Origin of the sequence: Pseudomonas sp. PA-6-3C (assembly GCF_021605825.1) — a bacterium.
Classification (GTDB): domain Bacteria; phylum Pseudomonadota; class Gammaproteobacteria; order Pseudomonadales; family Pseudomonadaceae; genus Aquipseudomonas; species Aquipseudomonas edaphica.
On the sequence record NZ_WKDV01000021.1, the window covers coordinates 39,772 to 66,577 of the forward strand.

Below are 26,806 nucleotides of genomic sequence, written 5' to 3' on the forward strand. Positions count from 1 at the left end.
TTCAGCGCTTACGCATCAACCCGATAAAGAAAAGCCCGCCAATCGCCGCCGTCGCCACGCCAATGGGCAAGTCTTCGGGGGCGATCAGGGTGCGGGCGGCGACATCAACCCACACCAGGAACAGGCTGCCCAGCAGCGCGCACACCGGCAATAAACGCCGGTGCTCAGCGCCCACAAGACGCCGCGCAATATGCGGCACCATCAGCCCGACAAAGCCGATGGAGCCGCTGATGGACACCAGCACACCGGTCATCAACGACGCCACCAGGAACACCTTCAAACGCACAGAACGTGCGTTCATGCCCAGGGTCACGGCGGTCTGTTCGCCGGCCATCAATGCGTTCAGTGGCCGCGCCATGCCCACCAGTATCAACAGCCCCAGCAGCACAGTCGCAGTGGGGATCGCCAACAGTTCCCAGCGCGCCAGGCCCAGGCCGCCGAGCATCCAGAACATCACCGCCGAGGCGGCGCGATGGTCGCCCATGAACAGCAGCAGGTTGGCCACCGCCATCATCACGAATGACACGGCTACGCCGCACAACAGCAGGCGATCACTCTCCAGGCGGCCGTTACGACTGGCCACGGCCAGCACCACCAGCATGCTCAGCAGCGCACCGATGAAGGCGGCGATAGGTAAGGTCAGCAAGCCGACGACTTCCCCTACGTGCAACACCACGATCACCGCGCCGAGAGTGGCGCCGGAGGTCACGCCGAGCAGGTGCGGGTCGGCCAGCGGGTTGCGCGTCACCGCCTGCAACACGGCGCCGATCAACGCCAGCCCGGCGCCGACCAGTGCGCCGAGCAACATGCGCGGCACGCGGATCAACCAGACGATATGTTCCTGGCCGGTGCTCCAGTTGACGTCACCGAGGCCGAAGGCCTTGTTGAGCAGAATCCGCCACACCACGTCCGCCGGCACCCGCGCCGAGCCAAACCCCAGCGAGATCACGCAAGAGACCAGCAACAACGCGCCAAGCGCACTCAGCAGCAGAGCATAGCGGCGGCTGATCATTCGCCGTGGAATCCTTTGGCCAGGGTTTCCACCGCCAGCACGTTGTCGATGCCTGGCGTTGCCTGCACATACGGGATCACGATAAAGCGCTGATTCTTGATGGCGTCCACCGATTGCAACGCCGGGTTATCCAGCAGGAATTGTTCTTTTTGCGCGGCGGTGATTTCGCTGTAGTCGACAATCACGATCACCTGCGGGTTGCGCTCCACCACGGTTTCCCAATTGACGCGGGTCCAGCTGGCGTCGATGTCATCGAGGATATTGCGCCCGCCTGCGGCGGTGATCAGCGCTTGCGGCATGCCCAGGCGGCCGGAGGTCATGGCGCGGTCTTCGCCGCTGTCATAGAGGAACACCCTAGGCTTGTCGGCGGGCAGATGCTGTTGCACCTCGGCCACTTGCGCCTGCATCTGCGCGATCAAGGCCGTGGCGCGGTCCTGCACGTTGAAGATCTTGCCCAGGTTGCGCAGGTCGTTATAGGTGTCGTCCAGGGTCGCGGCCGGGCGCTTCATTACGAAGGCGCAGGACTCGGTCAGCTCGTAGACGTTGATGCCCAGTGGCTGCAAGGTTTGCGGCGTGAGATCGCCGCCCACGAGCATGCCGTAATCCCAGCCGGCGAAGAAGAAATCCACGTTGGCGTTGAGCAGGGTTTCCACCGACGGGTACTTGCTCGCCAGCTCCGGCAGGCCGACGAGAGTGTCGGCCATTTGCGGCGTCACCGACTTCCAGCCGGTGACGCCGCTGTAGCCGGCCATGTGATCCTTGAGCCCCAGGGCGAGCATCATTTGGGTCATGTTGATGTCGTGGCTGACCGCGTATTTCGGCGCTTCCTGAAAGGTCACGTCGCGGTTGCAGCTTTTGACGGTCACCGGGTAATGGGTGGCTTCGGCAAACGCTTGGGCAGTGCCGAATAGCAACGCGAGAGACAACAGGGAGCGCAGGATCATGGTTGGGTTATCCAGGTGATTCGGGGGTAGCCGGCCAAAGGGTGAGCGTCGATCAAGGCTTCGACGCCGAAGACATCACGCAGCAACTCGGCGGTCAGCACTTGGTGAGGCGTGCCGCTGGCGACAATGCGCCCATGGTTGATCACGTATAAACGGTCACAGAAAGCCGCGGCCAGGTTCAGGTCATGAATGCTTGCAAGGGTGCCGATGTTCAAGCGCTTGACCAGCCGCAGCAGCTCCAACTGGTAGCGTGGGTCGAGGTGGTTGGTCGGCTCGTCGAGGATCAACAATTGCGGCTGCTGCGCCAAGGCGCGGGCGAGGATCACGCGCTGTTTTTCACCGCCCGAGAGCGTGGCGAACGCGTGGTCTTCAAAGCCGTGCATACCGACCGATTCCAGCGCCTGCCGGATGAGATGCTGGTCGTGCAGTGTGTCGCCATCGAACAAACCTTTGTGGGGCGTGCGGCCCATGCCGACCACTTCGTCGACGCGCAAGCCGAAGGTGTCCGGGAACTCCTGCAGCACCACCGCGATGCGTTGTGCGCACCATTTGGCGCTTTGTTTCCACACATTCTGGTGTTCGAGCAGCACGTCACCGCGTTCGGGTTTGCTGAAGCGATAAGCGCAGCGCAACAGGCTGGTCTTGCCGCTGCCGTTAGGGCCGATCAGCCCGACAAACTCCCCCGCACCGACCTGCAGGCTGGCATCTCGCAGCTGGAAGCGATGATTGCAGTGGTCGTGGCCCGGTGGGGTCCAACCAAGGTCGGTGAGGGTGAGTGAGGCCATCAATATTCTCAAGTTCAACACAGTAAATTGTGGGAGCTGGCTTGCCTGCGATAGCCATAGGTATCTACACAACTTTTAAAAGCAGCCTATTTCTCCTGTGGCGAGCAGGCTTGTACTGCGTTGGGCTGCGAAGCAGCCCCAAAAACAGACGCTGAGTACTTTCAGCAAAATTGCCGTGCCTGTACGGGGGCCGCTTCGCAGCCCAACGCAGGACAAGCCTGCTCGCCACAAAAGCCCACCTGCCACAGACTTCGTGTTAACCGGTTGTGTAGATACCTATGCTCATCGCAGGCAAGCCAGCTCCCACAGGGAGCGTGTGTATCAGTTAGAAGGTGTAGTCCGCCGTGACGAAGAACGAGCGCGGCTCACCCAGTATCCACTGTTGGCCATTGTTGTACTGGCTGACGGCGTAGGTGCGGTTGAACAGGTTGTTCAGCTCAAGGCCCAGGGTGGTATTGCGCATGGCCCTCCACGATACGCTGGCGTCGGCCACGGTGTAGCTCGGCACTTCGCTGCTGTTGGCGGTGTCGGCATAACGGGCGCTGACGTAACGCACACCGGCACCGGCGCGAATGTCATCGGTCACCGTCTTGCTCAACCACAGGTTGGCGGTGCGGTTGGGCACGTCCACCGGGCGGTTGCCGTCGCGGGAAACAGCCTGGCCGTTGACCACTTCGGAAAAGTCGTCGTACTGCGCCCGCACAATGGCCGCATTGGCTTGCAGCTGCCAGGCGTTGGGCAGTTGCAGGTCTAGGCTGGCTTCCAGGCCGTTGGAGGATTGCTGGCCGACTTGCTCCTTGAGGGTGGTGCCGGGGATGCTCACCAGCAGTTTCTTTTTGACGATGTGATAGGCCGCCAGGGTCCATTCACCACGCGCGTCCCAGAACGCCTGCTTGAAGCCGATTTCGGCCTGTTTGGCAGTGGACAAACCAAACTGCTGCTGGCTCGGGCTCAGGCTGATCAGGCTGCCGACACCGTCGGTGCTGGTGGCGTACTGGCCGTAGACCGAAGTGCTCGGTGTGATCGCGTAGACCAGGCCGGCTTTCCAGTTGTTGCCGGTCAGGGTCTTGTCGGAATCTGTGTTCGCAGCCGTCAGATCATTGCTATCGATGTGCAGGTAGTCGCGGCGCGCGCCAGTGATCAGCGAGAGTTTGTCGGTCAATTGCAGGCGGTTTTCGGCGAAGGCTGCGAGTTGTTTGGTGGTGGTGACCGCTTGGGGGATGAATGGGCTGCTGCTTTCAAACGGCTGCGGCACCGGGTACTGAATATCCACCGGCTGGCCGCCGCCTGGCACGTCGTTAAACGGTGCGTTACTGGCCAGGCGGAAGCGAATGCGGTTGTATTCAACGCCCGTCACCGTCTGGCTGTCGAGGCCCAACAGCGTGTGTTTAAACGTGAACGTCTGGCGGTCACCGAGCTGTTCCTGGTTGTGCTTGATGCCCAGGTAGTCCTGGCGCACCAAACCGCCATTCACAAAGTTGTAGCTCTCGGCGTTCTGCCAGCGGCGCTGGTTTTTCAGGTACGACAGCTCGTTGGTGGCGGTGACGTTGTCGTTGATCTGCCACTCGCTGGTCAGGCGCGTCCACTGGTCGTTGTAGTGCTGTTTGTCGTCGCTGACGTTGTAGTTCTTGTCGCGCAGGCCTTTGTGCAACTGGCCGTTGATCAGTGGCGTGCCGTAGTAGTTCTGCGGGCTCTGGTCGCCATAGTCGTGGGCCAGGGTGAAGCTCAGGGTGTCGGCCGGCTGCCAGCGCAGCGCGCCGCTGACGAAATCGCTGGCGGAGTCGCCGCGTGCGATGAAGCCGTTGCTGCGCAGGCGGTTGACGTTCAGGCGGTAGCTCAGTGTGTCAGTCAGTGAGCCGCCGCTGTCCAGCGCTTGCTGTTGGCGGTCATAGGAACCGTAGCCCAGGCGCACATGGTTTTCGATTTCGCCGGTGAACGGCTTCTTCGCAATCGTATTGATCACCGCGCCGGTGGCGCCCTGGCCGTACATCACCGAGGCCGGGCCGCGCAGCACATCCACGCGCTCAACCGACCAGGTGTCCACCGGGAAGGTGGAAGTGCCTGCGCCGTCGAACATGCGCTGCCCGTCGTACAGCTGCAGCACCGAACTCTGCCCGGTAAAACCACGGGCCTGCAACGACGTGCCGCCGTCGCCCGGCGAGCCGGTGCGGCTGATGCCGGTGGCGCGGGAGATGGCGTCCTGCACACTGGCGTCGCCGCGCTCGCGGATTTTTTCGCCGGTCTGGCTCTCGACACTGCCCGGGGTTTGCAAGGCCGTGAGGTTCAAGCGCGAACCGGCGGTGGTCGGCGTGTTCAGGTCAACGCGCTCGTCATCCACGGCGGGCGCGGTCACGGGGCTGGCGGGCAGAGTCAGGGCCTGGGCGCTGTTATGCAGGGCGAGCAGGCACAGGCCGGACGCGAGGTACTTGTTCATCGGTCGATCAATCGCTTCTTGAGAGGGGTGCTCACCGCAGGGCGCGGCGAGCAACGATAACGCAGAAAGTGTTATAAGTTAACACTTATTGGCTGCGCGACAAAAGTCGCGCAAGGCTACAGAAAGCCTCTGGCGTGGGCATCTCGCTTGCTTCATGCAGAACCTGAGGCAGATTCACGTTGGTTGAAAAGGCGCGCCAGCACCAGGCGATCCAGCGCCCACACCACGATCAGCGATGCACCCACCAACGGGAAAATGATCGCCAGCGCGAACATGATCACCATCGCGGTTTTCCACTTCGGCAGGTCATGGCGCAACGGCGGCACTCCCAACCCACCGTGTGGCCGACGCTTCCACCAGATCACCACGCCACTCACCGCGCTGAGCAAAATCATCAGGCAAATCACCAGCACGATCAGCTGATTGACCCAGCCGAACATCTTGCCTTCATGCAGCATTACACCGGTTTCGGTGGCGCGTGCGACGAGGTTGTAGTGTTCCCAACGTACATCGGCCAGCACTTTGCCGGTGTACTGATCCACATGCAGGGTCGCGTCATTGCGTGGGTCGTTGGCGAACACCGCGACGGTGAACACGCCTTCGGCGGTGGTGGGGAACGTGATGCTGTAGCCGGGTTCGACCTTGCGTGCGTTGGCCAGGTCGACCACTTGTTGCAGGCGTACCGTCGGCGCGGCGGGACCTGAATGCATCGCACCGTGGTTCATATGTTCGGCGTGGTCGCCGGACATGGGCATTGGCGTGTTCTCCATTGCCCATGGCACAGTCTGCTGGCTGGCCGTATTGAGACTGCGCGCTTGCTGGTCGGACTGCGGCACGTTGTTCCACATCGCGGCGGGAAACTTATTCCACAGCTCGGCGTATTGTTTGCCCCAGAAGCCGGTCCAGGTCATGCCGCTGAGCAGCATCACCAGCAAAAATGCCGCGCCCCAGAAACCGGCGACCGCATGCATATCGCGCCAGAACACTCGGCCACGGCTGTTGAGCCGTGGCCACAACACGCCCGCCGAAGACTTGCCGCGTGGCCACCACAGGTACACGCCGGATACCACCAGCATCACGCCCCAACCGGCGGCGAGTTCCACCAAACGGTCGCCGACGGTGCCGATCATCAGCTCGCCATGCAGTGCGCGGGCGATGGCTTGCAGGTTGTATTGGGCATCCTGTTCACCGAGGACGGTGCCGCGATACGGGTCGACGAATACCGTCACTTCGCGGCCATCGTTGTGCATCACGAATTGCGCGCTGCTGGTGGCGTCGGCGGGTGGCAGGTATTTGCTGATTTTGCCCTGGGGAAAAGCTGCCTGGGCGCGTTGCAGTTGTTCGTCGGCGCTCAGGGCGTGCTCGGCGCTTTGCACGTTGAGCAGGTTGCCGTACATCAGCGGGTCGAGCTGGGGTTTGAACAGGTAGATGATGCCGGTGAGGGCCAGCAGCACCATGAACGGGGCGACGAAGAGGCCGGCGTAGAAGTGCCAGCGCCAGGCCAGGTTGTAGAAGGAAATTTTTGGGGTGGTCATCATTAGGCTCCGCAAGGCTTTAGATATTTTTTGTCTGTCAGGCCGCTATCGCAGGCAAGCCAGCTCCCACATTTGGAATGCATTTCCCTGTGGGAGCGGGCTTGCCCGCGATGCTTTTAGAAGCTCATGTCGACTTTGGTCCAGAGCGTACGCCCCGGCTCCTTGATGGCTTGCGGGTCGTTGGCCGGGTAGCCGAAGCCTGCGTTACCGGCCAGGTTCAAATGCTCGGCATAGGCTTTGCCGAACAGGTTGTCGACGCCGGTGCTGACCTTGAAGTTTTTATTGATGCGGTACGCCGCGTTCAGCGAGAACACGCCAAAACCGCTGCTTTTGTCGAAGTCCTTGCCGACCACGTTGCCCTTGTTCTGGTCGATGCGGTTTTGCGCCGCGACCACACGCCACAAGGCGCCGGCGCTCCAGTCGTCCTGGCTGTAGGTGAGGCCCAAACGCGCGTCCAGCGGTGGCATCTGCGGCAGCGCCTTGCCGTCGCTGGTGTTCTTGCCCCAGGCGTAGGCGAGGCTGGCGTCGGCTTTCCAGTGCTGGGTCAGTTTGTACGCTGCGCCCAGTTCACCGCCCATGATGCGCGCGTCGACATTGCGGGCCTGGGACGTGGTGCCCATCATGCCGGGCTTGTAGTCGAACAGGATAAAGTCCTGCACCCGGCCGATATAGCCCGAGGCCCAGGCTTCAAGGTCGGCGGTTTTGTACTGCGCACCGAAGTCGAGTTGGGTGGTTTTCTCCGGCTTCACGCCGTCGAAGGCATTTACCGAACCGACCGCGCCGGTGTTGGGCGAAAACAGCTCCCAGTAATCCGGGAAACGCTCCGAATGGCCGAGCCCTGCGTAGACGGTTGTGGGTGTGTCGGCCAGGTCGTGCTCATAACGCACAAAGCCCGATGGCAAGGTTTCAGCGCGAGTGTTGTCGGCGGTCGGGTTGGGGCGCGCCATCATTCCCGAACCGGTGGTTTGGCGGAAATCCTTGGCCGAGGCGCGGTCCAGGCGGGCGCCGGTGATCAGCCGATCGCGGTCGGCGGCGTACCAGGTCAGCTCGCTGAACACGCCGTAGTTGTGGAAATTGGCATCCTTGACCCGTGGCAGTTCCTTGTAGGTGTCGATGCCCATGCTGCTGCGCTGGCGATGCTCGTTGGTCTGCGCATCCAGGCCGCTGATCAGTTGCACATCGGCCCAGCGCCAGGTCGCCTTGATGCGTGCACCGAGGGTGCGGCGGTCGACGTTGGAAGCCATCGGCCCGGCCATCATACCGGTGCCCGACGGCGTACGCAGGCTGTAGTTGTCCATCACATGGTCGGCGTAGTTGTAGTAGACCTGCGCTTCGACCTTATCCAGTACCTCACCGATATTGGACTTTTCAAACCGCAGCCCCAGGCTTTCGCGCAGAAACTGCGAGCCATCCATGCCGCGCCCGGCGTAGCGCGCTTCGCCATCGCCACGGCCGGCAGTGAGCTCCAGCAGGGTGTCGGCATCGGGGGTGAAACCGACGGCCACGTCGCCATTCCACTTGTCGTAGCGCGAGGCGACGGAGTTGTTATTGCCGTCCTTGTAGTCATCGGCGTGGGCCTGATTGCCGATCACCCTCACATAGCCCAAAGGCCCACCGGCAGCGGCATCGACCACCTTGTCGAAGCGCCCGTTGGAGCCGGCCAGCACACTGGTATTGACCCGTGTGCCCAGCTCGCCGAATTGCTCGGGCTCGCGGTCGAACAGGATGGTGCCGGCTGACGCGCCAGGCCCCCAGAGCACGGTTTGCGGGCCTTTGATCACGGTGAGCTTGTCGTAGGTTTCCGGCGAAATATACGAGGTGGGCGCGTCCATCCGCCCTGGGCAGGCGCCGAGCATCATGCCGCCATTGGTGAGGATATTCAGGCGTGAACCGAACATACCGCGCAGCACCGGGTCGCCATTGGTGCCACCGTTGCGCACCAGCGCGAAGCCGGGGATGGTCTTGAGGTAGTCGCCGCCATCGCTGGCGGGCACCGGTTGGCGGGGGTCTTTGGGGTTGGTGACAACGGTCAGCGGTGAGCTGGGGGCGATTGCGGTGATCACCGTGGGGCTCAACTCATGATCTTCAGCCTGCGAGTGTGGTGCCAACAGCGCGCCACACAGAACGGCGAGAACGGGGGTACATCCCAATCGGGAGTCAGCAGAAAACCTGGACATGACAAATTCCATCAATCAATCGTAAACAACACGGCCAGCAGCCTGCGGCTGTCTGTCTAAAGTCGGCCGGTGTGAAGTGATGCTGTGAAGTGCTTACGAAGCGATAGGTGGGGCGCGGCTGCGGGCGCCAGGGAAGATGCTCTGCCGGGCGTGGCCCAGGCGGGTGGCGGGCGTCAGGGCATTCGCCGGTGGCGGGGTGCCGAGGCTGACATGGGACACGCTGCCGGGCAGGGCAGGGCAACTGAAGAGCAGGTCGCAATAACCGCATTTTGCCCAGAGGGCGTGGTGTTCGCTGGGAGCTGGCGTGTGCTCGCCATGGCTGGTCGACGGCATGTCCATGGACATTTGCATCGACATACCGGCGTGATGATCCATCGGCATCGCTTGGGAAATCAGCGGACCGATAAAGATCATCAGCATGGCGAACAGGCTGATCCAACTGCCGCGCGCCAGGCTCATGGGCCTGCGGCGGTGTGGCGACAACCTGGCGCGAGGGGCGCCCATTTACGTTGGCCTATTGGGCGTGCATATGCTCGTGGCCGGCCATCGGCGGCGCTTTTTGTACCGAGACCTCAACCTGCACCGGGCCGGCTTTTTCGAAGTTCAGGGTGAGTGGGAAGTGTTGGCCGTCGCGCAGTTGGCTGCGGTCTTTCAGGTCCAGCAGCATCACGTGGTAGGCCATCGGTGCGAAGGTCAGATCACCTTTGGCCGGTACGGCAACGGTTTCCACCTTTTGCATCTTCATCAAATCGCCCTGCATCACATGCTCATGCAGCTCGGCTTTGGCCGCCACAGGCGTGTCGACGCTAAGCAAACGATCAGCGCTTTCGCCCTGGTTATGAATCACAAAATAGGCAGCGACAGTCGGCGCATTCGGCGGCAATTCCTGGGACCAGGGATCGCTGACCAGCAGGCTGCCGGCCTTGTAGTCATCGGCATTGGCAGCACTGAACACCGGCAGCAACAATGCAGCCAGCAGCAGGGAAGATTTAAGCATGGCAGTTCTCCAGAACGGTTCTAAACGCAGTTCACTTGCGAAGAAATCAGACCGTTGGAGAGGCGCGGGGGTTAAGACTCGGCCATTGCTGGCGCGGGGTAGGGGCTTGCAGTGCGGGCGGCGACAGGCCCGGCACGGCATCAAAACGTGTGACATACAGCTGCGGCACATGCCCCGGCAACGCCACTAATGGCGGTGAGCCCGAGCAACACCAGCAATGCTGCATGGCGGAATGATCTTCCTGGGGCGGCGTCGGGATGTCCAACTTGCCCAAGGCAATGGTCTTGAGGCTGGCGCCATTGGAGGAACAGAAACTGCCCCACAGCAATTGCTGCACGGGGTCTTGCGACTGTTGCATCGCGCTGGTCAGCGGCATGGCAAAGGCGTTGAACAGCACTGCAAAGCAGGCGATCCACACAGTTGCAAAGCGTTGACGGGCCATGGCGGACAATCCGTAGGGTTAAGCGATCAGGTGGGTATTTAGCCTGATCGGGGGGCATAAGTAAAAAGTGGCGGTGTGGTTTGGTGTCGCACCAGGTCAGACCGCCGTGGCGTGAAGCTTAAGGCCCAGCGCTTTCATGACTTTCATGATAGTCGCGAACTCAGGATTGCCAGCACTGGAAAGGGCTTTGTACAAACTTTCTCTTCCAAGACCGGCGTCGCGGGCTACCTGGGTCATGCCTTGGGCGCGTGCGATGTTGTTGAGGGCTGAACGAATCAGTAAGCCGTCACCAGAGTCTTCTTCGAAAGACGCTTCAAGGTACTCGGCCATGTCTTCCGGGGTTTTGAGGTGCTCAGCTACGTCGAAATCTCTAAATTCAGTCATGATTCACTCCTTTTGCCAAATTCATCTGCAATCTGTTTAGCGCGTTGTATGTCGCGCTTTTGCGTTGATTTATCGCCTCCGATCAACAGCAGGTAAACCACCTCACCGATGCGCGTAAAGTAAACCCGATACCCAGGGCCATAGTGGATGCGCATTTCCGATACGCCATTTCCTACGGTCTCGCAGTCTCCGAAGTTGCCCATACGTGCGTTGTCCAATCTTGTCAGCACGCGCCCACGAGCGGGTTTTGCGCGTGACGAATCAAGCCACTCCTGAAAATCGTCGGATCTCTTGAAATGAATCATCTTGGATCGTATTCCTTGGGATACAGGATGGCAAGTTGCGACGCGCTGCAAAAGCAGTGCATCCCCATCGCGCATGCTGATGCAAAACCGCGAGAGGGGAGGTTAGGGCGAGGGCTTTTGGCTGTGCCAGCCAGACGGTTCGGAAGTATTTGTAGGTAGATTCGACTTTGGGCGGAGAAGCTAAATAGTTGGCCGTCCGGCTGGTTATTCGCGCAAACAGAAACGTCTTACAGGTCTTTGAGGTTGTCCCTAGGAAGGTGGAACTCTAGTCTGTGTACGCCGCTGCAAACTCAGCGGTCGGGCGTCGCGGCCCGGATTTCTCCAGACGCAAAAGCGTCATCGTCTCCTTTCAGTTGGCGCTTTTTTATCGTCTACTGTGCGGCGCTATGGCGGCTGTGCGCGGGATACCTTCGGGTATGCCGGTTGTTCTGGAGAATCGGTCCGCGAACCTGCGTACAGCTGCCACCCCCATCGCGTCGCGGCGATCAGTGGCAGCTCCTTTTTACTTCTCCGGAGCTTCACAATGATTAAACCCACCCCCAATCCCCCCATTTGCCTATTCACCGTAGCCGATGGAATCAGCACCGAAGACCTGCTGGTCAACCTCAGCGAAACACTGGCCTCGGCCAATGCGCTGAGTTGCGACCTTGCGTTTGACCTGGATGGCCCGAAGCGAGAGGAGTTGCTGGGCGTTGCGCAGTTGATTGAGCTGGCGCAGTTGCTGGCTGACCGGGTGCAGGAAGGTGCAAGGCGGCCGACAGTCGCGAGTAGTTAACAGTCCTATGACCGATCGTTCCTGCGCTCGTGCGTGGGAGTGATCGTCTATTGGTTTAGAACTCCAAACTGGCTTCCCGTATATGGTTGAAATTCACAACATCGACGCAATGTTGGTGAGCAAAGCCGGCGACTCTAAGGTCATCAGTCAAAACTAGATAGTTATCTTTAGCGAGTGCGATAATTCCGACATCAGTAAGGCCGTAGGGCGACAGCTCATAATCGCGACTTATGTCCAAGGCTGGGGAGTGAATTTCAATAATTGTTGAAAGTGAGTTTTTTAATGTCGCGTAAAAATCGTGCAACTTGCTCCCGTACAATCCATTTGTCAGGTTGCTGACTTCTGCAAGAATGTGAGGCGTGGAAACAAGTCTTTCGAACTGATCAATCATTGTGAGCAAAAGGCGGTAGTCTTCATTGGTATAGCCCCGAGTTCTCTTGAACTCTACAACGCTGGGCGTTCCACCTATCAGCGCCAGGAGTAGCAAGTTGGTGTCGACTATAATTCCCTTTCTACGGTACTGCTTGATATAGGCATCTATCATACTTCGCGGATCTTCATGGAGCGGAACTCACCTGTCTCCGCGTCGATGATGAATGTTTTGTATTTCCTGGTCTGCATTCGTCCGGCTAAGGACGCGCCTAACCTTTCATATTTATCAGGGGTTGGAACATTAAAGCCCAACGTGATTACCCATGTTTTACCGCTTGAATTTAGCTCGACTTCCTCAAGCATGAGGTCTTGCAATTCCGTTTCTTGCCCGAGGAAGTCGTTTGCTGCCGCCTTGGCGACTTGTACGGCCTCTTTAACTTCTATCATGTCAGCTCCTGAATATAATTGAGTCTGGCTTGAATTATTCTTGGAGTGTAGCACTTCGTATTGTTGGTTCATCGCCGTCCCTTGAGGTAACAAATAGAATTGCCAGAGGCTGCGAACGATCCTGATCTATCGAAGAAAATCTGCCAATGAATCGATTGTTTCTGCGGGCGACAAAAGCTCTCGATCCACCCCGGCCAACACCGGCCGCTTCAACACCAACACCGGCACCCCGAGCTCGCGTGCCACTTCCAGCTTCGGCTCGGTCGCCGCACTGCCGCTGTTCTTGCTGATCAACACATCAATTCCACGCCGTTCAAACAACGCGCGCTCGTCCTCAATCAGAAACGGCCCACGCGCGCCGATGACTTCACAGCGCTCATTGCCCGGGTACACATCCAGTGCGCGCAGCGTCCAGAATTGATCGGCGGGGATTTCGTCAAGGTGCTGCAACGGCTCACGCCCCAAGGTGAACAACGGACGTTTGAAGGGTTTCAAGGCTTCGATCAGCTCAGCCCAATCCCCCATCTCGCGCCAGTCATCACCCGCCTGCGGCTGCCACGCCGGGCGCCGCAACGCCCAGCAGGGAATGCCGCACATTTTTGCCGCCGTGGCAGCGTTCTGGCTGATCTGCGCCGCGTACGGGTGGGTGGCATCGAGGATCAGGCTGATCTGCTCATCGCGCACAAATTGCGCCAAGCCTGCATGCCCACCGTAGCCGCCGACGCGCACTTGGCAGGTGAGGTCAGTGGGCACGCGCCCAACCCCAGCCAGGCTATAGATATGCTCCGGCCCCAGCGTGCGGGCGATGGCCAGCGCTTCGGTGACGCCGCCCAACAACAGGATGCGTTTCATAGCGGCTTGACCACGTCCAGCAAGGTGATCGGCAGCGCCTGGCGCCAGGTGTCGAACTCACCCAGCGGCTGGGCCTGGGCCACATGGATGCGCGTCAGCTCGCCGCCATGTTGCGCGCGCCACGCCATCAAGGCCATTTCGCTTTGCAGGGTCACCGCATTGGCGACCAAACGCCCACCAGGGCGCAGGTGCTGCCAGCAGGTGTCGAGCACACCGTCGCGGGTGACGCCGCCGCCGATAAAGATCGCGTCCGGTGCTTCCAGGCCGAGTAACGCGTCCGGCGCCTTGCCCCGAACCAGTTGCAGGCCGGGCACGCCGAGGGCGTCGCGGTTATGTTCGATCAGCCCTTGGCGACCTGCGTCGGCTTCAATCGCCAGTGCGCGACAACTCGGGTGCGCGCGCATCCACTCGATGCCGATGGAGCCGCTGCCCGCGCCCACGTCCCAGAGCAATTCACCGGGCATTGGCGCGAGGCGGGCGAGGGTCATGGCGCGTACATCGCGCTTGGTCAGTTGGCCGTCATGTTTGAAGGCCGAATCCGGCAGCCCGGCGAGGCGTGACAGGCGCGGGGTGTGGGCGTCGGCCAGGCAGTCGATGGCGACGAGATTCAGATCCGCAACCGAAGCGTGTTGCCAATCAGCAGCCGGCCCGTCGATGCGCTGTTCATCTACGCCGCCCAAGTGTTCAAACACGCTCAACCGGCTGAGCCCGAAACCGGACTCGGCTAACAGCGCGGCAATCGCGGCAGGGCTGCGCCCATCATTACTCAGCACCAGCAACCGCACGCCAGTGGCCAGGTGCGCATTAATCGCCGCCAATGGCCGCGCCACCACGGATAAGGTCACCACCTCCTGCAACGGCCAGCCCAAACGCGCTGCGGCCAACGACACGGAGGACGGCGCCGGTAAAATCAGCAATTCCTCAGCGGCCACCTGTCGCGCCAGGCTGGCGCCTACGCCATAGAACATCGGGTCGCCGCTGGCCAGTACGCAGACCGGCTCGCCACGACTGGCCAGCACCGGCTCCAGGGAAAACGGGCTTGGCCATAGCTGGCGCTCGCCACGAATACACACCGGCAGCAGGTCCAACTGGCGCTGGCCGCCTATAATCCGGGTGGCGCGCAACAGGGCATGCCGGGCGTTTCTGCCCAGCCCCTTGAAGCCGTCTTCACCGATGCCTACAACCGTCAGCCAGGGCGACATAAGAATTCCTTGAACGACATCCGACGGGCAGGCTTTTCATGCCGCCGGACAAAGCAGGCATAATACCGCGCCTTTACCCGTCAACCGGTAGCCCCGTGAACCCAACGCCCGTTCTGAATACCTTGCGCCCCTCGGCTTGTCCGGGGTTGCTGCGTATCGTCCAGGCGCTGGATGGCGGGATATGCCGGATCAAATTGGCCGGTGGTTCTATCACTGCCGCCCAGGCAGTTGCTGTGGCGGACGCGGCGCAGGCCTATGCGGGTGGGGTGATTGAGGCGACCAACCGCGCCAATTTGCAGATTCGCGGGATCGGTGCCGAGCAAGAGGCGTTGATCGCCGCGCTGCTGGCCGCGGGCCTTGGCCCAAACAACGCCGCTGGCGATGACGTGCGCAACCTGATGCTCAGCCCCAGCGCAGGTATCGACACCCAGATGCTGTTCGACACTCGCCCGCTGGCCGATCAGATCCTTGCCACCTTGCAAAACCATCCACGTTTCCATGAGCTGTCGGCCAAGTTCGCCGTTCAGTTGGATGGCGGTGAAGCCCTGGCGATGCTCGAACATCACCATGACTTGTGGCTGTCGGCGTTCGAGCGCGATGGCGAAACACTATTGGCCTTCGGCCTGGCCGGTTGTCCGGGGCTGGATGCACCCTTGGGCGCTGTGCCGCTCGAGCAAGGCTATGCCTTGGTCGTGGCCGTGCTGGAAGCGTTTCTCGACCTGGCGACACCGACGCAAACCCGCATGCGTCATCTGGCTGTGGATAACTTATTGGCCCGCCTGAACCTGCCGTTACTGTCGGTGGATGGGTTAAAACGCCAGCCCAGTGGGGACTTGTTGCACTTGGGCACTTATCCACAGCGACAAAAAGATCTGTTTTACGTTGCCGCCGTTGCGCCGCTGGGTCGTCTGGACTCAAGCATGCTCAAAGGCGCCGCACAGTTGGCTAGTGAGTTCGGCGACGGTACGTTGCGTTTTACGCCGTGGCAGGGCGTACTGCTGCCCAACCTTAAAAACCACGGCGCCGTGACTGAAGGCTTGGAGCAATTGGGCTTCCTTGGCTCAGTCGACCAACCCCTGGCACGCATGATCGCCTGCACCGGCTCAAGCGGCTGCGCCAAAGGCCTGGCCGACACCAAGGCCGATGCCCTGCAACTGGCCGCGCTGCAACCTGGCGCCGAGGTGCACCTGTCCGGCTGCCCACGCTCTTGCGCTGCCGCACACACCGCGCCGGTCACCTTGCTGGCGGTAAGCCCCGGCCACTACGACGTCTATTTTCGCGAGGCAGCCCACCCCGGTTTCGGCCGGCTGCACGCACGCACTCTTTCCATTGAAGCGGCGGGCGCCCTGTTACGCGGCCGCACACGGAGCAACACCGATGATTGATTACATCCGCGACGGTCAGGAGATCTATCGCAACTCCTTCGCCATTATTCGCGCGGAAGCCAAGTTGGAGCGCATCCCTGCCGACCTGGAAAAACTCGCGGTGCGGGTGATTCATGCCTGCGGCATGGTCGATGCCATCGACGGCCTGCAGTTCTCCGAAGGCGCAGGCAAGGCCGGGCGCGATGCGCTGGCCGCTGGCGCGCCGATTTTGTGTGATGCGCGCATGGTCTCCGAAGGCGTGACCCGCGCGCGCCTGCCGGCCAATAACCAGGTGATCTGCACCTTGCGCGACGACAGCGTGCCGGAGTTGGCGCGGGAGCTTGGCAACACCCGTTCAGCTGCCGCGCTGGAACTGTGGCGCCCGCACCTGGAAGGCAGCGTGGTGGTGATCGGCAACGCGCCGACGGCGCTGTTCTACCTGCTGGAAATGCTCGACGCCGGCGCGCCGAAACCGGCGTTGATCCTCGGCTTCCCGGTGGGCTTTGTTGGTGCCGCCGAATCCAAGGCGATGCTGGCGGCCGACAGCCGTGGCGTGCCGTTTGTGATCATGCAAGGCCGCCTGGGCGGCAGTGCGATGGCTGCCGCGGCGGTCAACGCCTTGGCCACGGAGGTCGAGTAATGCAGGCACGCGGACGTTTGATTGGCCTGGGCGTTGGCCCCGGTGACCCCGAACTGATCACCCTCAAGGCGCTGCGCCTGCTGCGCGAGTCGCCGGTGGTCGCGTATTTCGTAGCCAAAGGCAAAAAGGGCAACGCTTTTGGCATCATCGAAGACCATTTGGTCGCGCAGCAAACGCTGATGCCGCTGGTGTACCCAGTGACCACCGAAGTGCTGCCGGCACCGATGTCTTACGAGCAGATCATCAGCGACTTTTACGACAACGCCAGCCTCGACGTGGCCGCGCACCTGGACGCTGGCCGCGATGTGGCGGTGATCTGCGAAGGCGATCCGTTCTTCTACGGCTCCTATATGTACCTGCACGACCGTTTGGCCGAGCGTTATGAAGCCCAGGTTATCCCCGGCGTCTGCTCAATGCTCGGCGGCGCTTCGGTGCTTGGCGCGCCGTTGGTGTACCGCAACCAGAGCCTGTCGGTGCTCTCCGGCGTGTTGCCCCACGACGACCTCAAGCGTCGGTTGGCGGATGCCGATGCCGCCGTGATCATGAAGCTGGGCCGTAACTTTCCAAAGGTGCGTCAGGTGCTGCAGGAGCTCGGTTTGGCCGAACGTGCGCTGTACGTGGAACGCGCGACCATGGCCAACCAGAAGATCGTGCCGCTGGATCAAGTCGACCCAGCGTCCTCGCCGTACTTCTCGCTGATCATCGTGCCGGGTGAAAGGTGGCAAGGTTGATGCGCCCGGCGATTGTCATTCTCGGCCAAGGCAGCCTGGCGACGGCGCGCAAGATCGCGCAGGTTTACCCTGGCGCGCTGATCCACGGCTTGGCCGGGCGAGTTGAAGGGGCGGACCAGACCTACAGTGAGTTCGGCGCGACCCTGCGCCAGCTTTATCAACAAGGCACGCCACTGATTGCCCTGTGTGCCGCGGGTATCGTGATCCGCACGCTGGCGCCGCTGCTGCTGGAAAAAGGCGAAGAGCCCGCCGTGCTGGCCGTGGCTGAAGATGGCAGCGCCGTGGTGCCGTTGCTCGGCGGCCTGGGCGGTGTGAACCTGATGGCGCGCGACATTGGCGCGGCACTCGGCGTCGCCGCGGCAATCACCACCAGCGGCGAGCTGCGTTTTGGCACCTGCCTGCTCAACCCGCCAGCGGGTTATGCGTTGGCGGACCTGGAACTGGGCAAGCGGTTTGTCTCGGACCTGTTGGCCGGCGAAAGCGTGCGCATCGAAGGTGTGGCGCCGTGGCTGGATCAGGCGAATTTGCCGCAGGATCAGCACGCACGGTTGGCGATTCACGTGGGCAGTGCCGAGCGCGTGCCGGCTGCCAATGAGTTGCTGATTTATCCGAAGACGGTGTGTGTCACCTGTAAGCCAGGTGTGGATTTAGCTCTGCGCGTGCGAACGGCTTTGCATGACGCCGGTATCGCCGTGCAATCCCTGGCGTGCCTGCTGGCCAGCGACACGCAGATGGCCGAAGCCTCGTTGCAGCAAGCCGCAGTGGAATTAGGTGTGCCGTTGCGTTTTGCGCAAGTGGCGCAAGGCGCGGACATCGTGATCACAGTGGCAGAGCAACCGCTGGACCTGTCGCATGTCGGCCGTGCCCGTGGCCGCCTTGCCGTGATCGGCCTTGGCCCTGGCGCAGCCGAGTTGATGGTGCCGGCGGTGAAGGCCGAGCTGGCGCGTTGCACCGATGTGCTGGGCTACGAAACCTATGTGCGCATGGCCGGGCCGTTCCGCGACGACCAAGTGCAACACTGCACCGACAACCGCGAAGAAATGCAGCGTGCTCGCCATGCCTTCGAATTGGCCGCTCAAGGCCGTTCGGTGGTGGTGGTGTCGTCCGGTGACCCTGGCGTATTTGCCATGGCGGCGGCGGTGCTTGAGGCGTTGCACGAATCCAGTGACCAGGCCTGGCATCAGGTCGAGCTGGACATTCTGCCGGGCGTCTCAGCCTCGCTGGCTACTGCCGCCCAGGCGGGCGCGCCATTGGGGCATGACTTCTGCGTGATGTCGTTGTCGGACAACCTCAAGCCCTGGTCGATTATCGAAAAACGCCTGGACCTTGCATCCCAGGCCGACCTGGCGCTGGCGTTCTACAACCCGATCTCGCGTTCGCGGCCGTGGCAATTGGGGCGCGCCCTGGAAATCGTCGCGTTGCACCGCACGCCCGCAACACCGGTGGTGCTGGGTCGCGACATTGGCCGCCCTGGCCAGACTTTGCGCGTCACCACGTTGGGGCAGTTGACGCCTGAGCAAGTGGATATGCGCACCATGGTGCTGATCGGCTCGTCCACCACCTGCGTATTCCCCCGCGCCGGTGGCGGCGAATGGGTGTACACGCCACGCTGGTACGGCGAGAAACCCGCTTCCTGAAATCAGCCTGCGGCAGGTAAGAAGGCTCCGAGTAACGCTGGGTGAAAACCTGTTGTTACTCGGGGCTTTTTCTTTTTTTGCCGATGAAAAAAAGGAAGGTCTACCGGTATGCCTCGTTATTGCTGGTTGACGTTTTTTCGACGGGGGCGCCAAGCGATGTTTGTGGTCTGGAAAGCGCGCCAGCGGCTGGACTAGTGTGGAGACAAGCCCCATGTGGGGTGCTTGTGGAGAACTGAAAATGGAGCGACATCACAAAAGGATCATCAGTGCCAAAAGGCGCAAGTTGATTGCCGCCTACAAGCTGCCAGGGGCGCCGGGCGCCAAACGCTCGGTGTTCCTGGACGCGGAAGATGACAGCAATGCAGCCGTCGTGAACAACGGCGTGATTTCGTTTATCGAGGGCATGTCGGCGCTGAACCGTGAATACATTCGTAAAAGCTACCTGCTGGCCAGCAGTTATGTGAGTGATGTGTTGAAGGTCCAACGGGGGAGTGAGGCCTGGTATGACGAATTTATCAAGGTGATGGTCAGCCTGGGCTGGTTGCCGGTGCGCAGCGCTTTTGAGCGGGTCTCAAGCTCCGGCAAAGGGCTGACGGTGCAGGTGGCGGCGCTGAATATCATCGCCGCGCTGGCGGCGGCCTCGCTGGCAGGGCCGCTGCTGGCGGCGTTGCCGAAACTGGCGGCGGATGCGCTGCTGGCCTTGAAGCAACAGCCTGCCTCGTTTGAGCTGTTCAAGCGCAATAGCACGGTGCATCAGGGCGGTGATTTCGGCCTGGCGTCCTGTGCTGAAACGGCGGGAGAGGTGATGATGGTGCTGGTGACTTACAGCACCCACGGTGTGAGCAAACAGCTGGGCCTGCCGTTTCTGGAGTGGGACAGCTCTTCGGTCGAGGCTTTCAGCGGCCAGACTTGCCTGGTGCTCAATACCTCTGTGGTCAATGAAAAAACCATCCAGCTGATGCGCGAGAGTGCCGGCGACAAGGTGCAACTGGCAATCGCGAAGTACCGGATTTAAGGCACCAGATAACCGCGCACGCCGGTAAAGATGATCTGCGCGGCCAGCGCACACACGAACAACCCCATCAACCGACTGACAATCTGCAAGCCCTGGTCACCCAGAATGCGTTCGATACGGTTGGACAAATACAGCACCACACCGACCGTGAAGCTGGCCAGGGCAATGCTGACGATGGCCATGAACTTGTCATCCCAGTGTGGCTGGCTCACGCCCATCACCAACAGTGCGCCGATGGTGCCGGGGCCGACCGTGAGCGGGATGGTCAGCGGTACGATGGTCACGTCCTGCTGCACATTGTCGGTCTGCACCGCCGACTTGCCCTGGGCCATGCCCAGCGCCGAGATAAACAGCACGCTGCCGGCGCCGATGCGAAAGGCATCCACGGTAATGCCGAACACACTGAAAATCACCCGGCCGAACAGGTAGAGCAACACGCTCGACACCAGCGTGGCCAACGCGACCTTCCAGGCCAGCCGGCGCCGTTCTTTGCTGGAGTAACCACGGGTCAGGCTGATAAAGCAGGACAGCACAAAGAACGGGCTGTAGAGCACCAGCATTTTCAGGTAGACGCTGAATAACACGTGGAGCATGGGCGCGGCTCGCGATAGGAGAGGTTTGCGGAGTCTATCAGGCGCAACCGGGCAAATGTGGGAGCTGGCTTGCCTGCGATAGCGGTGGAGCAGACAAAGGGTGTGTGATTGACACACCGCCATCGCAGGCAAGCCAGCTCCCACGGAGGCTGCATTTCAAGGTCACGACGGGGCGTGTTCCGGCCGCTGCTGACGCTGCGCCACCCAAAACTCCACCAGTTCACGCAACTGCGACAATTCCACCGGCTTGGCCATGTGGCCATCCATGCCGGCCTGGCGTGCGCGTTCTTTATGTTCCGACAGGATATGCGCCGTCAGCGCCACCACCGGCGTGCGAATACGCTGGTGGCTGACTTCCCACGCGCGCAATTGCTGGGTGGCAGAGAAGCCATCGAGGATCGGCATTTCGCAGTCCATCAACACCAGGTCGTAACGCTGGGCTTTCATCGCCTCCAGCGCTTCCTCGCCGTTGCTGGCGGTGTCCGGGTTGAGGTTGAGCTTGCCGAGCATGCCGCGAATCACTTTGGTGGAGATACTGTTGTCTTCAGCCACCAGGATCTTGAAATCACTGGGCACGGTGACTGCTGCCGGCGCGCTGAGAGCAGGGCGCGGCGCAATTGTGCCCTTGCTGCGCTGGGTCAGTTCGTCGGCCAGGGTGGTCTTGAGTGTGTAGCCGGCCACTGGCTTGGCGAGGATGCGTTTGATCCCGCTGTTGCGCGCGATGATCTTGCTCGGCGCATTGCTGATGCCGGTGAGCATGATCAGCAGAATGTCGTGGTTCAGGCTCGGGTCTTCCTTGATCTTCGCCGCCAGTTGCATGCCGGTCATGCCGGGCATGTTCTGGTCCAGCAGCACTACGTCGAAGTAGTCGCGCAGGTGCGCTTTGGTGCGCAGCAGCGCCAGGGCTTCTTTGCCGGACGGCACGGCGCTGACGTTCAAGCCCCAGGCGGTGCATTGCTGCACCAGCACTTTGCGGCAGGTGTCGTTGTCATCGACCACCAACACCCGCGCGCCTTTGAGCGGCCCGTCGAGGTCGGACGTCGGGTGCTCCAGGCGTTCCGGGTCCAGTGGCAGGGTCAGCCACAGCGTGCTGCCCTGGTGGCTGCCGCTCTTGATGCCGAACTCGCCGTTCATCAACAGGATCAACTGGCGGGCGATGACCAGGCCCAGGTGGCCGCTCAGGCGCGTAGCCGAGAGGAAGTTCTTGCTGTGCAGTTCGCTGTGCAGCAGCGCGTCGCGTTCGGCGGCATCCATCGGCAGGCCGCTGTCTTGTACGGCGATGCGCAGGCGTGGCTTGGTGCTGCGTTCGTCCAGGGCGACCACGATCAGCACTTCGCCTTCATCGGTTTTTTGCAGGGCGTTTTCCAGCAGGCTCAACAGCGCCTGGCGCAGGCGCGTGGGGTCGCCACTGATCACGCGGGGCACCTGCGGCTGGATAAAGCTGATCAGCTCGACGTTCTGTTGTTCGGCTTTGGCGCGGAAGATACTCAAGCAGTCATCGATCAGCGCGTTGAGGTCAAATTGCACGTCGTCCAGTTCGATCTGCCCGGATTCGAGCTTGGAGATGTCGAGGATCTCGTTGATCAGCGTCAGCAGTTCATTACCGGCGCTGTGGATGGTCTGCACATAGTCACGCTGCTTCACCGACAGCGGCGTGCCGAGCAGCAACTCGGTCATGCCCAGTACGCCGTTCATGGGCGTGCGGATTTCGTGGCTGATCTTGGCCAGGAATTCGGCCTTGGCGGCGATCTCGGCATTGCTGGCCGCCAGGTCGCGGCTGAGGCTGAAGCGTGCTTCGACAATGGCGCGCTGGCGTTCGCCCAGGGCCAGGCTCATCAGCAGGCCGCTCAGGCAGATAAAGCTCAGCAGGGTCACGATCAAACCTTGCGGTGCCACCAGCGTCAGGCCCAGCAGGGCGGGCAGGATGATCAGGGTGCCGATGTTGAACACCACCATCGCCACCACAAACAAGCGCGCCGGCCGGTAGCCTTTCTGCCAATGGTAAGCCGAGATAAACAACATGCTCAAGCCTGCCAGGGCGACCAGCGCGTAGGTGATGATGTTCAGCGGCAAGGTGTTGACGAACAACAGCAGCAGGCCGCACAGCACGATCAGCAGGATGTCGGCCATCAACAGCTTGTTCAGTGGGTGCGGGCCCAAGGGCATGAAGAAGCGATAGGCAAACATCAGCCCGCACGGCGCAGTCAGCAGCAGCGCGAGGTAGGCGCCCGGGGTCTGCACCGCGTGCCAGTTCGGCAGCCACGGCCCCACCAGGTTGAGCAACAGCGCCAGGCTCAGCATCAACAGCACTTCGCAGGCCGCCAGCCACAGGCTGCTGCGCGAGCGGTGGTAGGCGAAGCGTGTGAGGTTGTGCAGGATCAGCATCAGCAGGCAGCCGAACAGCAGGCCGTAGATCAGCGTCTGGGTCTGGTCGGCGGCGGCGAGCACGGCCGGTTCCAGGGTGATGTAGGGGCGCAGTTCGTGTTCCGAGACCAGGCGCAGGTACACCTCAAGGGGCTTCTGGCTCTGGGGCATCGGCAGCATGAAATCGCTGCTGGGCAGCGGGCGTTCCGCCTGGGGCTGGCGGGTACCGGTGCTTTGCTGCTCCACCAGCATGTCGCCGTCGAGCACATACAGGTTCAGGTGCGAGAGGTCCGGGGCGAATACCCGCAGTACTTGTTCGTGCTTGCCGGGTTGCAGCTTGAAGCGTACCCACAACGCACCGTCCGGCTCCGCGGCGGTAATCCGGTCGAGTTCGATGGGGCTGAATTGATTGGTGTAGCGGGCGGAGCGGATGTCGCTCAGTTGCAGGTCGGCCTGTTCATCAAGCAATACTGCCCAACCACTGCCTTGCGCGGCGGCCTGGGCCGGGAACAAGCAGAGCAGGGTCAGAAAGCTGACTGTAAAACCTATGGCGATCCTGAGCCAGCGCACGGCGAAATCCCTTCGTAGGTTGATGCACGGGTTAACTATGCACGGGTTAACTATGCGCGGGGCGACATGGGTACGGCAAGGGCCAGAGGCCCTTACCTAGCCGAACGGATAGCTACGCAAGCGTAGCTGTTCAGTTGTTCTCGCCGCGTTCACGGGCAATGGCGCGATAGCCGATGTCTGTGCGGTAGAAGCAACCTTTCCAGTCGATTTTTGCCGCCAGTTTGTACGCCTGTTGCTGCGCGGCGTCGACACTGGCACCCATTGCGGTGGCGCACAATACACGGCCACCTGCGGTTACAACTTTGCCGTCCTTGAGCGCGGTGCCTGCATGGAACACCTTGCCTTCCAGCGTAGCAGCCGCATCCAGGCCTTCAATCACATCGCCCTTGGCGTAGTCGGCAGGGTAACCACCGGCCGCCAGTACGATGCCGACACTCGGGCGCGGGTCCCACTGTGCTTCAACCTTGTCCAGGGCCTGGGCCAATGCGGCTTCCACCAGCAGCACCAGGCTCGATTGCAGACGCAGCATCACCGGTTGGGTTTCCGGGTCGCCGAAGCGGCAGTTGAACTCGATGACTTTCGGGTTGCCGGCTTTGTCGATCATCAGGCCAGCGTAGAGGAAACCGGTGTACACATTGCCTTCGTCGGCCATGCCGCGCACGGTTGGCCAGATCACCAGGTCCATCACGCGTTTGTGCACGTCGGCGGTGACGACCGGGGCAGGGGAGTAGGCACCCATGCCACCGGTGTTCGGGCCGCTGTCGCCATCGCCAACACGTTTGTGGTCCTGGCTGGTGGCCATCGGCAACACATTTTTGCCATCGACCATCACGATGAAGCTGGCTTCTTCGCCGTCGAGGAACTCCTCGATCACCACACGCGAGCCTGCATCACCAAACGCGTTACCGGCGAGCATGTCGCGTACGGCGTCTTCGGCTTCCTGCAAGGTCATGGCGACGATCACGCCTTTACCGGCGGCCAGGCCATCGGCCTTGATCACGATCGGTGCGCCTTTTTCACGCAGGTAAGCCAGGGCCGGCTCAATCTCGGTGAAGTTCTGGTAGTCGGCCGTCGGGATCTTGTGGCGAGCCAGGAAATCCTTGGTAAAGGCTTTGGAGCCTTCCAGTTGGGCGGCACCGGCGGTTGGGCCGAAGCAGTCCAGGCCACGGCTGCGGAACAGGTCCACAACGCCGGCAACCAGCGGTACTTCCGGGCCGACGATGGTCAGGGAAACATTTTTTTCGGCAAAATCAGCAAGCTGCTCAAGGGCCAGCACGTCGATGGCGACGTTTTCGCACTTGGCTTCAATGGCGGTGCCGGCATTGCCGGGGGCGACGAAAACCTTCTGGACGCGTGGGTCCTGGGCAACTTTCCAGGCCAGGGCGTGTTCGCGGCCACCGCTGCCAATGATCAAAACATTCATTTCAAAACCCTCGTTAGGATGATCGTTCCCACGCTCTGCGTGGGAATGCCTCTACGGACGCTCTGCGTCCGAGGGACGCGGAGCGTCCCTGGCTGCGTTCCCACGCGGAGCGTGGGAACGATCAATCAGTGGCGGAAGTGGCGCATGCCGGTGAAGACCATCGCGATGCCCGCTTCATCAGCGGCCGCGATCACTTCAGCATCACGCATCGAGCCACCCGGTTGGATCACGGCGGTAACACCGGCTTTCGCGGCGTTGTCCAGGCCATCACGGAACGGGAAGAACGCGTCGGAAGCCATCACCGAACCCACGACCTGCAAGCCTGCGTGTTCTGCCTTGATCGCGGCGATACGCGCCGAGTTCACGCGGCTCATCTGGCCGGCGCCGACACCGATGGTCTGGCGGTTCTTGGCGTAGACGATGGCGTTGGACTTAACGTACTTGGCGACTTTCCAGGCGAAGATCAGGTCGTTGATCTCTTGCTCGGTCGGGGCGCGTTTGGTCACGACCTTCAAGTCTTGGCTGCCGATCATGCCGATGTCGCGGCTCTGTACCAGCAAGCCGCCATTGACGCGCTTGTAGTCCCAGGCAGCGGCGCGGTCTGCTGACCACTCGCCGCAGGCCAGCAGGCGCACGTTGGCTTTGGCGGCGACGATGGCGCGAGCTTCTTCACTGACGGATGGGGCAATGATCACTTCAACGAACTGGCGCTCGACGATCGCCTTGGCGGTCTCGGCGTCCAGCTCACGGTTGAAGGCAATGATGCCGCCAAACGCGGATTCAGTGTCAGTGGCGTAGGCCAGTTCGTAGGCCTGGCGAATGCCGCCTTCAGCGTCCGGGCTCACAGCCACGCCGCACGGGTTGGCGTGCTTGACGATCACGCAGGCTGGCTTGACGAAGCTCTTCACACATTCCAGCGCGGCGTCGGTGTCGGCCACGTTGTTGTAGGACAGCTCCTTGCCTTGCAACTGGGTCGCGGTGGCGATGCCGACTTCGGCAGGCTTGGCCTCAACGTAGAACGCCGCGCTCTGGTGCGGGTTCTCGCCGTAGCGCATTTCCTGTGCCTTGATGAACTGGCTGTTGAAGGTGCGCGGGAACTGGCTGCGGCCTTCTGTGCTCAGGGTTTCAGCGGCCTGGTTCACGGTGCCCATGTAGTTGGCGATCATGCCGTCGTAGGCGGCGGTGTGTTCGAACGCCTTGAGCATCAGGTCGAAGCGCTGGGCGTAGGTCAGGCCGCCGGCTTTCAGGCTTTCCAATACTTGCGCGTAGTCGCTGGCGTTAACCACGATGGCCACGTCTTTGTGGTTCTTGGCAGCGGAGCGAACCATGGTCGGGCCGCCGATATCGATGTTCTCGATGGCGGTCGGCAGGTCGCAGCCTGGCTTGTTGATGGTGGCTTCGAACGGGTAAAGGTTAACGGCTACCAGGTCGATCGGCTTGATGCCGTGTTCGCTCATGATGGCGTCATCGATACCGCGACGACCGAGGATCCCGCCGTGGATTTTCGGGTGCAGGGTCTTGACCCGACCGTCCATCATTTCTGCGAAACCGGTGTAGTCCGCGACTTCTACTGCGGCCACGCCGTTGTCCTGCAGCAGTTTGAAGGTCCCGCCTGTGGAGAGGATTTCCACGCCAAGGGCTTCCAGCTCCCGGGCAAATTCGAGGATCCCGGTCTTGTCGGAGACACTGATCAAGGCGCGGCGGATCGGCAGGCGGGTGGTCTGGTCGGTCATTTCAATTTCCATCAAAAGCAAAGGAGTCAGCAAAAAAGGCGACCGTTTTTACGCGGGCGCCTTTCTGGTTTGA

At 61.4% G+C, this 26,806-nt stretch carries 25 protein-coding genes; 6 read left to right on the forward strand and 19 right to left on the reverse strand.

What is annotated here, in order from left to right; translation table 11 throughout:
* Position 1 precedes the first annotated feature (1 nt).
* From GIW48_RS15685 to GIW48_RS15735, 11 genes are all read right to left on the reverse strand, one after another.
* A complete protein-coding gene (locus GIW48_RS15685; protein WP_017136769.1) occupies positions 2 to 1,012 on the reverse strand; it encodes a FecCD family ABC transporter permease in 1,011 nt (336 codons plus the stop codon).
* The gene (locus tag GIW48_RS15690; protein WP_236460611.1) at positions 1,009 to 1,956 is read right to left on the reverse strand and encodes an ABC transporter substrate-binding protein; all 948 of its coding nucleotides are present in this window, start codon (positions 1,954 to 1,956) and stop codon (positions 1,009 to 1,011) included. Before GIW48_RS15690 ends, GIW48_RS15685 begins: the two co-directional genes overlap by 4 nt.
* The gene (locus tag GIW48_RS15695) at positions 1,953 to 2,741 is read right to left on the reverse strand and encodes an ABC transporter ATP-binding protein (protein WP_099548123.1); all 789 of its coding nucleotides are present in this window, start codon (positions 2,739 to 2,741) and stop codon (positions 1,953 to 1,955) included. The genes GIW48_RS15690 and GIW48_RS15695 overlap by 4 nt, the downstream gene beginning before the upstream one ends.
* 325 nt (positions 2,742 to 3,066) lie before the next feature.
* Entirely contained in the window at positions 3,067 to 5,175 is a 2,109-nt protein-coding gene (locus GIW48_RS15700; RefSeq protein ID WP_236460612.1) for a TonB-dependent receptor, read from the reverse strand.
* A 152-nt stretch (positions 5,176 to 5,327) separates the two neighbouring features.
* Positions 5,328 to 6,710, reverse strand: a complete 1,383-nt coding sequence (locus GIW48_RS15705; protein ID WP_170040336.1) for a PepSY-associated TM helix domain-containing protein — start codon at positions 6,708 to 6,710, stop codon at positions 5,328 to 5,330.
* A 116-nt stretch (positions 6,711 to 6,826) separates the two neighbouring features.
* The gene (locus GIW48_RS15710; RefSeq protein WP_236460613.1) at positions 6,827 to 8,887 is read right to left on the reverse strand and encodes a TonB-dependent copper receptor; all 2,061 of its coding nucleotides are present in this window, start codon (positions 8,885 to 8,887) and stop codon (positions 6,827 to 6,829) included.
* Positions 8,888 to 8,980: 93 nt separating this feature from the next.
* The gene (locus GIW48_RS15715; protein ID WP_017136763.1) at positions 8,981 to 9,391 is read right to left on the reverse strand and encodes a DUF2946 domain-containing protein; all 411 of its coding nucleotides are present in this window, start codon (positions 9,389 to 9,391) and stop codon (positions 8,981 to 8,983) included.
* A gap of 10 nt (positions 9,392 to 9,401) precedes the next feature.
* Positions 9,402 to 9,884, reverse strand: coding sequence for a copper chaperone PCu(A)C (locus GIW48_RS15720; RefSeq protein WP_186618009.1), 483 nt, complete (start codon positions 9,882 to 9,884; stop codon positions 9,402 to 9,404).
* Between the two features lie 46 nt (positions 9,885 to 9,930).
* A complete protein-coding gene (locus GIW48_RS15725) occupies positions 9,931 to 10,326 on the reverse strand; it encodes a DUF2946 domain-containing protein (protein ID WP_186618011.1) in 396 nt (131 codons plus the stop codon).
* A 96-nt stretch (positions 10,327 to 10,422) separates the two neighbouring features.
* Entirely contained in the window at positions 10,423 to 10,710 is a 288-nt protein-coding gene (locus GIW48_RS15730; protein ID WP_069786879.1) for an addiction module antidote protein, read from the reverse strand.
* A complete protein-coding gene (locus tag GIW48_RS15735; RefSeq protein ID WP_236460614.1) occupies positions 10,707 to 11,015 on the reverse strand; it encodes a type II toxin-antitoxin system RelE/ParE family toxin in 309 nt (102 codons plus the stop codon). Before GIW48_RS15735 ends, GIW48_RS15730 begins: the two co-directional genes overlap by 4 nt.
* Positions 11,016 to 11,538: 523 nt before the next feature.
* Here GIW48_RS15735 and GIW48_RS15740 point away from each other — a divergent pair.
* Positions 11,539 to 11,790: a DUF6124 family protein gene (locus tag GIW48_RS15740; RefSeq protein WP_065930625.1), complete on the forward strand. Its 252-nt coding sequence runs from the start codon at positions 11,539 to 11,541 to the stop codon at positions 11,788 to 11,790.
* A 55-nt stretch (positions 11,791 to 11,845) separates the two neighbouring features.
* Here GIW48_RS15740 and GIW48_RS15745 read toward each other — a convergent pair whose 3' ends face one another.
* From GIW48_RS15745 to cbiE, 4 genes are all read right to left on the reverse strand, one after another.
* The gene (locus GIW48_RS15745) at positions 11,846 to 12,334 is read right to left on the reverse strand and encodes a PIN domain-containing protein (protein ID WP_236460615.1); all 489 of its coding nucleotides are present in this window, start codon (positions 12,332 to 12,334) and stop codon (positions 11,846 to 11,848) included.
* Positions 12,331 to 12,609 (reverse strand): hypothetical protein, encoded by a 279-nt coding sequence (locus tag GIW48_RS15750; protein WP_065930623.1) that lies wholly within the window; start codon positions 12,607 to 12,609, stop codon positions 12,331 to 12,333. The genes GIW48_RS15745 and GIW48_RS15750 overlap by 4 nt, the downstream gene beginning before the upstream one ends.
* 126 nt (positions 12,610 to 12,735) lie before the next feature.
* A complete protein-coding gene (locus GIW48_RS15755) occupies positions 12,736 to 13,461 on the reverse strand; it encodes a cobalt-precorrin-6A reductase (RefSeq protein ID WP_236460616.1) in 726 nt (241 codons plus the stop codon).
* Entirely contained in the window at positions 13,458 to 14,663 is a 1,206-nt protein-coding gene (gene cbiE / locus GIW48_RS15760; protein WP_236460617.1) for a precorrin-6y C5,15-methyltransferase (decarboxylating) subunit CbiE, read from the reverse strand. Before cbiE ends, GIW48_RS15755 begins: the two co-directional genes overlap by 4 nt.
* Positions 14,664 to 14,701: 38 nt before the next feature.
* On the opposite strand from cbiE, the gene cobG reads away from it, so the two are divergent.
* The 5 genes from cobG to GIW48_RS15785 all read left to right on the forward strand — a co-directional run bounded on the left by cobG (position 14,702) and on the right by GIW48_RS15785 (position 20,050).
* Positions 14,702 to 16,048, forward strand: coding sequence for a precorrin-3B synthase (cobG, locus tag GIW48_RS15765; protein WP_236460618.1), 1,347 nt, complete (start codon positions 14,702 to 14,704; stop codon positions 16,046 to 16,048).
* Positions 16,041 to 16,667 carry a precorrin-8X methylmutase gene (locus GIW48_RS15770; protein WP_017136756.1) on the forward strand — a complete coding sequence of 209 codons (627 nt, stop codon included), beginning with the start codon at positions 16,041 to 16,043 and terminating at the stop codon, positions 16,665 to 16,667. Before cobG ends, GIW48_RS15770 begins: the two co-directional genes overlap by 8 nt.
* Positions 16,667 to 17,398 (forward strand): precorrin-2 C(20)-methyltransferase, encoded by a 732-nt coding sequence (locus GIW48_RS15775; protein ID WP_017136755.1) that lies wholly within the window; start codon positions 16,667 to 16,669, stop codon positions 17,396 to 17,398. The genes GIW48_RS15770 and GIW48_RS15775 overlap by 1 nt, the downstream gene beginning before the upstream one ends.
* Complete coding sequence (gene cobJ, locus GIW48_RS15780; RefSeq protein WP_236460620.1) at positions 17,398 to 19,035, forward strand: precorrin-3B C(17)-methyltransferase; 1,638 nt, start codon at positions 17,398 to 17,400, stop codon at positions 19,033 to 19,035. The genes GIW48_RS15775 and cobJ overlap by 1 nt, the downstream gene beginning before the upstream one ends.
* A gap of 238 nt (positions 19,036 to 19,273) precedes the next feature.
* Positions 19,274 to 20,050, forward strand: coding sequence for a hypothetical protein (locus GIW48_RS15785; RefSeq protein WP_017136753.1), 777 nt, complete (start codon positions 19,274 to 19,276; stop codon positions 20,048 to 20,050).
* On the opposite strand, the gene GIW48_RS15790 is transcribed toward GIW48_RS15785, so the two are convergent.
* From GIW48_RS15790 to purH, 4 genes are all read right to left on the reverse strand, one after another.
* The gene (locus GIW48_RS15790) at positions 20,047 to 20,643 is read right to left on the reverse strand and encodes a MarC family protein (RefSeq protein WP_017136752.1); all 597 of its coding nucleotides are present in this window, start codon (positions 20,641 to 20,643) and stop codon (positions 20,047 to 20,049) included. The two genes, GIW48_RS15785 and GIW48_RS15790, sit on opposite strands and share 4 nt — an antisense overlap.
* A 162-nt stretch (positions 20,644 to 20,805) precedes the next feature.
* On the reverse strand, positions 20,806 to 23,577 hold the full coding sequence (locus tag GIW48_RS15795) for a hybrid sensor histidine kinase/response regulator (RefSeq protein WP_170040352.1): 2,772 nt from the start codon (positions 23,575 to 23,577) through the stop codon (positions 20,806 to 20,808).
* Between the two features lie 130 nt (positions 23,578 to 23,707).
* On the reverse strand, positions 23,708 to 25,000 hold the full coding sequence (gene purD, locus GIW48_RS15800) for a phosphoribosylamine--glycine ligase (RefSeq protein WP_017136750.1): 1,293 nt from the start codon (positions 24,998 to 25,000) through the stop codon (positions 23,708 to 23,710).
* A gap of 125 nt (positions 25,001 to 25,125) precedes the next feature.
* Positions 25,126 to 26,733, reverse strand: coding sequence for a bifunctional phosphoribosylaminoimidazolecarboxamide formyltransferase/IMP cyclohydrolase (purH, locus tag GIW48_RS15805; RefSeq protein ID WP_017136749.1), 1,608 nt, complete (start codon positions 26,731 to 26,733; stop codon positions 25,126 to 25,128).
* Positions 26,734 to 26,806: the final 73 nt, after the last annotated feature.

Excerpts from the sequence above, each read along its gene's own strand:
- GIW48_RS15775 (WP_017136755.1), top strand. The coding sequence starts at position 16,667 with ATGCAGGCACGCGGACGTTTGATTGGCCTGGGCGTTGGCCCCGGTGAC.
- GIW48_RS15740 (WP_065930625.1), top strand. The coding sequence starts at position 11,539 with ATGATTAAACCCACCCCCAATCCCCCCATTTGCCTATTCACCGTAGCC.
- GIW48_RS15785 (WP_017136753.1), top strand. The coding sequence starts at position 19,274 with ATGGAGCGACATCACAAAAGGATCATCAGTGCCAAAAGGCGCAAGTTG.
- GIW48_RS15695 (WP_099548123.1), bottom strand. The coding sequence starts at position 2,741 with ATGGCCTCACTCACCCTCACCGACCTTGGTTGGACCCCACCGGGCCAC.
- GIW48_RS15770 (WP_017136756.1), top strand. The coding sequence starts at position 16,041 with ATGATTGATTACATCCGCGACGGTCAGGAGATCTATCGCAACTCCTTC.
- cobJ (WP_236460620.1), top strand. The coding sequence starts at position 17,398 with ATGCGCCCGGCGATTGTCATTCTCGGCCAAGGCAGCCTGGCGACGGCG.
- GIW48_RS15735 (WP_236460614.1), bottom strand. The coding sequence starts at position 11,015 with ATGATTCATTTCAAGAGATCCGACGATTTTCAGGAGTGGCTTGATTCG.
- GIW48_RS15730 (WP_069786879.1), bottom strand. The coding sequence starts at position 10,710 with ATGACTGAATTTAGAGATTTCGACGTAGCTGAGCACCTCAAAACCCCG.
- GIW48_RS15685 (WP_017136769.1), bottom strand. The coding sequence starts at position 1,012 with ATGATCAGCCGCCGCTATGCTCTGCTGCTGAGTGCGCTTGGCGCGTTG.
- GIW48_RS15750 (WP_065930623.1), bottom strand. The coding sequence starts at position 12,609 with ATGATAGAAGTTAAAGAGGCCGTACAAGTCGCCAAGGCGGCAGCAAAC.
- purD (WP_017136750.1), bottom strand. The coding sequence starts at position 25,000 with ATGAATGTTTTGATCATTGGCAGCGGTGGCCGCGAACACGCCCTGGCC.
- GIW48_RS15725 (WP_186618011.1), bottom strand. The coding sequence starts at position 10,326 with ATGGCCCGTCAACGCTTTGCAACTGTGTGGATCGCCTGCTTTGCAGTG.
- GIW48_RS15790 (WP_017136752.1), bottom strand. The coding sequence starts at position 20,643 with ATGCTCCACGTGTTATTCAGCGTCTACCTGAAAATGCTGGTGCTCTAC.
- cobG (WP_236460618.1), top strand. The coding sequence starts at position 14,702 with ATGCCGCCGGACAAAGCAGGCATAATACCGCGCCTTTACCCGTCAACC.
- GIW48_RS15705 (WP_170040336.1), bottom strand. The coding sequence starts at position 6,710 with ATGACCACCCCAAAAATTTCCTTCTACAACCTGGCCTGGCGCTGGCAC.
- GIW48_RS15720 (WP_186618009.1), bottom strand. The coding sequence starts at position 9,884 with ATGCTTAAATCTTCCCTGCTGCTGGCTGCATTGTTGCTGCCGGTGTTC.
- GIW48_RS15700 (WP_236460612.1), bottom strand. The coding sequence starts at position 5,175 with ATGAACAAGTACCTCGCGTCCGGCCTGTGCCTGCTCGCCCTGCATAAC.
- cbiE (WP_236460617.1), bottom strand. The coding sequence starts at position 14,663 with ATGTCGCCCTGGCTGACGGTTGTAGGCATCGGTGAAGACGGCTTCAAG.
- GIW48_RS15715 (WP_017136763.1), bottom strand. The coding sequence starts at position 9,391 with ATGGGCGCCCCTCGCGCCAGGTTGTCGCCACACCGCCGCAGGCCCATG.
- purH (WP_017136749.1), bottom strand. The coding sequence starts at position 26,733 with ATGACCGACCAGACCACCCGCCTGCCGATCCGCCGCGCCTTGATCAGT.
- GIW48_RS15745 (WP_236460615.1), bottom strand. The coding sequence starts at position 12,334 with ATGATAGATGCCTATATCAAGCAGTACCGTAGAAAGGGAATTATAGTC.
- GIW48_RS15755 (WP_236460616.1), bottom strand. The coding sequence starts at position 13,461 with ATGAAACGCATCCTGTTGTTGGGCGGCGTCACCGAAGCGCTGGCCATC.
- GIW48_RS15690 (WP_236460611.1), bottom strand. The coding sequence starts at position 1,956 with ATGATCCTGCGCTCCCTGTTGTCTCTCGCGTTGCTATTCGGCACTGCC.
- GIW48_RS15710 (WP_236460613.1), bottom strand. The coding sequence starts at position 8,887 with ATGTCCAGGTTTTCTGCTGACTCCCGATTGGGATGTACCCCCGTTCTC.